Origin of the sequence: Bradyrhizobium sp. (assembly GCF_004799405.1) — a bacterium.
In the GTDB taxonomy this organism is placed as follows: Bacteria; Pseudomonadota; Alphaproteobacteria; order Rhizobiales; family Xanthobacteraceae; genus Bradyrhizobium.
This window is the reverse complement of record NZ_SSMW01000090.1, coordinates 1-6074: the sequence shown is the minus strand read 5'-3', so window position 1 is coordinate 6074 and position 6074 is coordinate 1. Positions and strand designations below refer to the sequence as shown.

Below are 6074 nucleotides of genomic sequence, written 5' to 3'. Positions count from 1 at the left end.
TCCGGAATAATGATGCCGCCAGCGGTCTTCTCTTCGGCGTCGATACGCTTGACCACAACGCGGTCGTGAAGCGGACGGAATTTCATGCAGTCCTCCTAAGCATTTGAAGATGTTGTAGAGTTTTGGAATTTGGCAGTCCCCGCCAGCGAGTGCCAGCGAGGCTGGACAGGACATAGGCCAGACCGGTGCGGGGGACAAGGGCTTCTAGCAGAAAAATTGGCACTCAAATATGACGGCTGCCAAAATCCGAAGGCATCGTTAACGATAGCGATCCGAGCCGGCGCCGCACTGTTAGCAGTCGCGGTAAGTAGCTGCCAACGCTCGAAATATCAACAGTTCGTTAAACTTTTAGGCTTGTGATGGGTTGGTATCGTGCGTCACATTTGTTTCATGTGAGCGCATCTCCACCGGGTGGCTCCCGGTCGGCGGCCACTTCGGAAAATGCGCTCCAGCAATGGAGGTTAGCATGGTCTCGCGGGTTGGGGTTTCCGAGGATTTCCGGAAGCAGGTGCTGGGTTACGGGCTGACGACGGCGCAAATTCTGTATCGCATGCCGGATCACCCTTCGCTGCTGCAAACCTACGTCTGGCAGAACTACGATCTGTTTCCGAAATTTCCGGCGCTGAAGGATTTTCTCTCGTTCTGGGAGAAGTCGCTGGAGGGACCGTTGTTCTCGGTGACGGTGGCGCATTCCAAGCTGATCAAGCCCGCCGAACTGCGCGCGGTCGACGGCGTGTTCCGGCTGCATTGATTTGCAGGATGGGCGGGCGCCCTTGCGCCGAAGTGATGGCGGGCTCGCTTCCTTAGCCACCCTGCGCGTTCCCTTTGTGCTAATATCCCTCCCGTGAAACGGAAAGGGAGAGTACCAATGGCCAAGCAGAAGCCGACCTCACGGGCTGCGGCCCGCAATGCCGCGCAGAAAAAATCGCCGGCGCGCAAGATCAATAAGGCCGCCGCCAAATCCACCTCGCGAAAGCGCGTCAAGGCGCGCGCCCTGCCGGCCGCCAAACCAAAGCGCCGTCCGAAGCAGCGTATCGCCATCAGCCATTACCGCGACGAGGATTTCAAAGCCGATGGCTTGCGCAGCTACGCGCATTACCGCGACCTCGGCATCGCCGGCGCGACCGGAGGTCTGGCCCAGGCGCATGTGATCCGGCTGATCGGACCATGCAATCCGGCAGAAGTCTCAAAGCTGCATTTCCACGACGTCGAATTCCAGATGGTCTATGTCCTCAAGGGCTGGGTCAAAACCTACATGGAAGGGCAGGGCGAGACCCTGATGAAGCAGGGTACCTGCTGGACCCAGCCGCCGCGGATCAAGCACCTGATCATGGACTATTCCGACGATGTCGAATTGCTCGAAGTGATTCTGCCGGCGGAGTTCAGGACGGTTGAACTGGCGGCGTAGTTCGTCATGCGGGGCCCACGCCAGGAGGCGTGTCCCGGAAGGACGTTGAGATATTTAACTCAACACCCCCACGATCGCACCCATCAGGCAGGTGGTCAGCGTGCCCGACACGATCGATTTCAATCCGAGCGATGCAATCTCGTCGCGGCGGCCCGGCGCCATGGTGCCGAGCCCGCCGATCATGATGCCGAGACTGCCGAAATTGGCAAAGCCGCACATGGCATAGAGCATGATAAGCCGGGAGCGGGGATCGAGCGCATCGGTGCCTAGTTTCGACAAATCGACATAGGCGATCAGCTCGTTCAGCACGGTCTTGGTGCCCATCAGGCTGCCCGCCGTGACCGCTTGGGGCCATGGCACGCCCATCAGCCAGCACACCGGCGCCATCGCGTAGCCCAGCACCCGCTGCAGCGAAATGCCGGCGCCGCCGACGTTGGGCAAAAGCCCGAGGATGGCGTTGGCGAGATATACAAGCGCCACCAGCACGATCAGCATGGCGATGATGTTGAGCAAAAGCTCAAGCCCGGCCGTGGTGCCCTTGACGATCGCGTCCATGGTGCCGGAAGCCTGCATGTCGGGATCGTCAAGCGCGCCGCCGGTGCGCTTGTCCGATGTCTCCGGTACCATGATCAGGCTGACCAGGATCGCGGCGGGCGCCCCCAGCACCGAGGCAATGACAAAATGCGCCGCGGCATCCGGAATCAGCGGCGCCAGCAGCGTAGCGTAAAGCACCAGCACGGTGCCGGCGATCCCGGCCATGCCGCCGGTCATGACCAGGAACAATTCGCTGCGGGTGAGCTGCGCCAGATAGGGCCGGATGAACAGCGGCGCTTCGACCATGCCGAGAAAGATGTTGGCGGCGGTCGACAGCCCAACCGCGCCGCCGACGCCGAGCGTGCGTTCCAAGAGCCACGCCATGCCGCGCACGATCGGCGGCAGCACCCGCCAATAGAACAGCAGCGTGGTGAGCACGCTCATGACGAGCACGACCGGCAGCGCCTGAAACGCCAGGATGAAATCCGCGCCGGGTGCCTTGAGATCGAATGGCAGCGCGCCGCCGCCGAGGTATCCGAACACGAAGGAGGTGCCCGCGCGCGAGGCCGCGGCAATTGCGCCGACGGCATCGTTGATGGCGCCGAACGCGTGCGCGACGAATGGCAGCTTTATCAGTGCCACCGCGGCAAGAATGGTGACGACGAGGCCAATCGCAGTCTGTCGCAGTGAAACCGCGCGGCGATTTTCACCGAATGCCCATGCGACCGCGAGCAATGCCAACACGCCGAACGCCGATTGCAGTTGCAGCATGTGCCCCCCGAGGCCACCCGTCATGCCCGGGACAAGCCCGGCCATGACGAATAATTCAGCACGCGCCCCGGGGGCGACAACTTATCCGCGTCCCACGAACGGCATCTTGCTCGCCATCACCGTCATGAACAGCACGTTGGCGTCGAGCGGCAGGCTTGCCATGTAGGCAACCGCGTCGCCGACCGCCTTGGCGTCCATGCGCGGTTCGGGAATCTTGCGGCCGTCGGGCTGCAGCACGCCGGCGACCATGCGGTCCGTCATCGGGGTTGCGGCATTGCCGATGTCGACCTGCCCGACCGCGATGTCGTACATGCGGCCATCGAGGTTGCTGGCCTTGGTCAGGCCGGTGATGGCGTGCTTGGTGGAGGTATAGGCCGCGGAGAACGGCCGTGGCGCGTGCGCCGAAATCGAACCGTTGTTGATGATGCGGCCGCCGCGCGGGGTCTGGTCCTTCATGATCCGGAAAGCATGCTGCGTGCACAGAAACGGTCCGGTGAGGTTGGTGTTCACCACGGCCTGCCACTGCGCCAGGCCGAGATCCTCGAAGTTCACCGGCGGCGCGCCCATGCCGGCATTGTTGAAGAGAAGATCGAGCCGGCCATAGACCTCCATCACCTTGGCGAACAACGCCGCGATCGATCCCGGATCGGTCATGTCGGCGGAGACGGGCAGGCTCTTGCCGACGTTGTCGCCGAGCTTTTGGGTCTCCTGCAGCATTTCCATGCGGCGCCCGGCGAGCACCACCGTGAAGCCGGCGTTCATCAGCGCCAGCGATGCCGCGCGTCCGACACCGGTGCCGGCGCCGGTCACGACGGCGATCTTGTTTCCTGCCTCGGTCATGTGTTTTCGCCCTTTATGTTTTTGGTTCGGCTTCGGTCTTGTAGGGTGGTCGTGGAATATTCTGGTGCGCCGCGCGCAGCGCCGCCGACCAGCGCGAACGCAGATCGTGGAAATACGGCTCACCCGCCTCGATGCGGTGATTGAGGTCGGCGTCGCAGACATCCGAGCGCACCACCAGCACGTCGATCGGCAGGCCGACGCCGAGGTTGGAACGCATGGTCGAGTCCATCGAGATCAGGCTGGTCTTCAGCGCTTCATACAGTTCGACCTCGTAATGCATGGCGCGATCGAGCACCGGCTTGCCGTATTTATGCTCGCCGATCTGCAAATAGGGCGTGTCGGTGGTGCATTCGATGAAATTGCCGGCCGGATAGACCATGAACAGCCGCATCCGCGAGCCCTTGATCTGGCCGCCGAACAGGAATGACACGTCGAAATTGATGTCTTCGGACTGCAGCGCCACGCCTTCGGTGGCATGGACCGCACGGATCGCCCGGCCGATGCGCTGCGCCGCCTGGAACATGGTCGGCGCGTTCAGCAGGGTTTCGATGTCGCCGGTGTGCGGATCTTCGAGCCCCTCGATCAGGGTCGACAGCACCGACTGGCTGATGGCGAGATTGCCAGCGCTCGCGATTGCCATGATGCGCTCGCCCGGCTTGCTGAAGACATGGAGTTTGCGAAAGGTCGAGACGTTGTCGAGGCCGGCATTGGTACGGGTGTCCGCGATCATGACTAGCCCGTCCCGTACCAGCACTCCGCAGCAATAGGTCATTCCCAGTCCCTGAACACACTCTGACGATTACCGGCGTCAAACTAGTATCCAATTTTGGGGCGGCGTCCAACCCCGATTGAAGCGGCGTCGTGCGCGTCCGGCACGCGAAATCGCCGTGGCGTGGCGGCCGCCAAGCGGTTAAATAACGGTCGTCGAATTTCCGGGCGGAGGGCGGCGCATGAAAATGCGAATGATCGTCGGCGGATTGGTTGCCGCCACGCAAATTTGGGGCATCTCGGGAGCTCACGCGGGCCCGTGGGAAGACGGCATGGTAGCCTATAACCGCGGCGACTACATGCCGGCGATCCGGCTGTTTCGTCCGCTCGCCGAACGGGGCAATGCCAAAGCGCAAGGCCTGCTCGGGGTGATGTACCGCAGGGGGCAGGGGGTTGCCCGCAGTTCCGTTCACGCCTTCATATGGTTCAGTCGCGCCGCAGCCCATGGCGACGCCAAGGCGCAAGTGGAATTGCACGAGCTGTCGCAGACCATGACGCCACAGGAGATTTCACAGGCGCAGCAGATGGCGCAAGCCTGCGAGGCGTCGAACTACCGCAGTTGCGAGTATTGACGCTTGCCGTCATTTACCGGCGCGCTCCGCCAAAAACGGGTATTCTCAATCGCGGCGGTCTTATAAAAATAACCCTTGGGAGGCCAGCGTGCGCACCAGCCGGTTGCAAACCAGGTTAGCGGCGACGCCGATCGCGCTCTTCGGTATTGCTTTATTGGCCGCAACGCCGGTTTCTGCCCAGAAAAGTGGCGGCACGCTGCGGCTCTATCACAACGACAATCCGCCCAGCACCTCACTGCTCGAGGAATCGACGATAGCTTCGGTGACGCCGTTTGCGGCCGTCTTCAACAACCTCGTGGTGTTCGATCCCTCCAAGGTCCACGAGAGCATCGAAACCGTCATCCCGGACCTGGCCGAAAGCTGGTCCTGGGACTCCACCAACACCAAATTGACTTTCAAGCTGCGACAGGGCGTGAAGTGGCATGATGGTATGCCGTTCACGGCCAGGGACGTGCAATGCACCTGGAGGATGCTGATCGGAAAGAGCGATGTCGCGGATTTTCACAGGAACCCGCGCCGGGTCTGGTACACAAAACTGCAGGACGTCACCATCAATGGCGACTACGAGGCCACCTTCGAGTTGAGCGCGCCGCAGCCCAGCTTGCCGGTGTTGCTCGCGAGTTCTTTTTCGCCGGTCTATCCGTGCCACGTTCCGCAAGCGACCATGCGCACCAGGCCGGTCGGCACCGGTCCGTTCAAGTTCGTCGAATTCAAGCGTGGCGAGTCGATCCGTCTGGTGCGCAATCCGGATTACTGGAAAAAGGACCGTCCCTATCTCGATGAGATAACTTTCAGGATGATCGACAGCCGCGCGACGCGAATGCTGGCATTCGCGACCGGCGAATTCGATATCACCTTTCCCTCGGATGTCAGCGTTCCCCTGATGAAAGATATCAAGGCGCGCGCACCGAATGCGATCTGCGGGATGGTCATCACCGGAACGCAGGTCAACCTGATGGTGAATCGCGAAAATCCGCCGTTCGACAGTGCGGACATCCGCAAGGCGATGTCGCTCGCGATCGATCGCAAGGTATTCAATACGGTCTTGATGGAAGGATCGGGACTTCTGGGCGGGGCAATGCTGCCGACGCCGGCGGGCGAATGGAGCATGCCGCCGGAAATGGTGTCATCGCTGACGGGATATGGCTCCGACATCGAGAAAAACATTGCGGAAGCTCAGG

Annotated in this window: 7 protein-coding genes and 1 pseudogene; 4 read left to right on the top strand and 4 right to left on the bottom strand. The window is 61.6% G+C overall.

Annotated elements, in window-relative coordinates; all coding sequences use genetic code 11:
* Positions 1–86 (bottom strand): annotated as a pseudogene (locus tag E7813_RS14715) (co-chaperone GroES); the annotation flags it as partial.
* Positions 87–466: 380 nt separating this feature from the next.
* On the opposite strand from E7813_RS14715, the gene E7813_RS14710 reads away from it, so the two are divergent.
* Entirely contained in the window at positions 467–751 is a 285-nt protein-coding gene (locus E7813_RS14710) for an usg protein (RefSeq protein ID WP_291575087.1), read from the top strand.
* 117 nt (positions 752–868) lie between these two features.
* On the top strand, positions 869–1408 hold the full coding sequence (locus tag E7813_RS14705) for a cupin domain-containing protein (protein ID WP_291575086.1): 540 nt from the start codon (positions 869–871) through the stop codon (positions 1406–1408).
* Between the two features lie 54 nt (positions 1409–1462).
* Here the strand turns inward: E7813_RS14705 and E7813_RS14700 are convergent, their stop codons facing one another.
* The 3 genes from E7813_RS14700 to E7813_RS14690 form a co-directional block, all read right to left on the bottom strand.
* Positions 1463–2713 carry a nucleoside transporter C-terminal domain-containing protein gene (locus tag E7813_RS14700; RefSeq protein WP_291575089.1) on the bottom strand — a complete coding sequence of 417 codons (1251 nt, stop codon included), beginning with the start codon at positions 2711–2713 and terminating at the stop codon, positions 1463–1465.
* A gap of 81 nt (positions 2714–2794) precedes the next feature.
* Entirely contained in the window at positions 2795–3553 is a 759-nt protein-coding gene (locus tag E7813_RS14695; RefSeq protein ID WP_291575085.1) for an SDR family oxidoreductase, read from the bottom strand.
* A gap of 13 nt (positions 3554–3566) precedes the next feature.
* Entirely contained in the window at positions 3567–4325 is a 759-nt protein-coding gene (locus tag E7813_RS14690) for a proteasome-type protease (protein WP_291575083.1), read from the bottom strand.
* Positions 4326–4503: 178 nt separating this feature from the next.
* Here E7813_RS14690 and E7813_RS14685 point away from each other — a divergent pair, with 178 nt between their 5' ends.
* Positions 4504–4893: a hypothetical protein gene (locus tag E7813_RS14685; RefSeq protein WP_291575082.1), complete on the top strand. Its 390-nt coding sequence runs from the start codon at positions 4504–4506 to the stop codon at positions 4891–4893.
* Positions 4894–4981: 88 nt separating this feature from the next.
* Positions 4982–6074: ABC transporter substrate-binding protein (locus E7813_RS14680; RefSeq protein ID WP_291575081.1), on the top strand; the 1093-nt coding region annotated here is incomplete at its 3' end.

Bases quoted from the DNA above. Each gene is read 5' to 3' on its own strand.
- E7813_RS14710 (WP_291575087.1), top strand. From the start codon at position 467: ATGGTCTCGCGGGTTGGGGTTTCCGAGGATTTCCGGAAGCAGGTGCTG.
- E7813_RS14705 (WP_291575086.1), top strand. From the start codon at position 869: ATGGCCAAGCAGAAGCCGACCTCACGGGCTGCGGCCCGCAATGCCGCG.
- E7813_RS14700 (WP_291575089.1), bottom strand. From the start codon at position 2,713: ATGCTGCAACTGCAATCGGCGTTCGGCGTGTTGGCATTGCTCGCGGTC.
- E7813_RS14695 (WP_291575085.1), bottom strand. From the start codon at position 3,553: ATGACCGAGGCAGGAAACAAGATCGCCGTCGTGACCGGCGCCGGCACC.
- E7813_RS14690 (WP_291575083.1), bottom strand. From the start codon at position 4,325: ATGACCTATTGCTGCGGAGTGCTGGTACGGGACGGGCTAGTCATGATC.
- E7813_RS14685 (WP_291575082.1), top strand. From the start codon at position 4,504: ATGAAAATGCGAATGATCGTCGGCGGATTGGTTGCCGCCACGCAAATT.